1 pseudogene is annotated in these 230 nt (G+C 59.6%); it reads right to left on the reverse strand.

The window, feature by feature from the left end:
• Positions 1-230: pseudogene (locus tag O4H31_RS19640) on the reverse strand (hypothetical protein); the annotation flags it as partial.

Genomic DNA, 230 nt, shown 5'->3' on the forward strand with positions numbered 1-230 from the left:
TCGTCGTCCTCCTTCTTCAGGGCCTGAGCCTCAACCTTGAGCTGAATCAGCCGGCGCTCCAGGCGGTCGAGCACTTCAGGCTTGGAATCGATCTCCATACGAATGCGGCTGGCCGCTTCGTCGATCAGATCGATGGCCTTGTCTGGCAACTGACGATCGGTGATATAGCGGTGCGACAGCTTGGCCGCAGCAATGATCGCTCCGTCGGTGATGGCCACCTTGTGGTGCAC

Source organism: Sulfitobacter dubius, assembly GCF_027214245.1.
In the GTDB taxonomy this organism is placed as follows: Bacteria; Pseudomonadota; Alphaproteobacteria; order Rhodobacterales; family Rhodobacteraceae; genus Sulfitobacter; species Sulfitobacter dubius_A.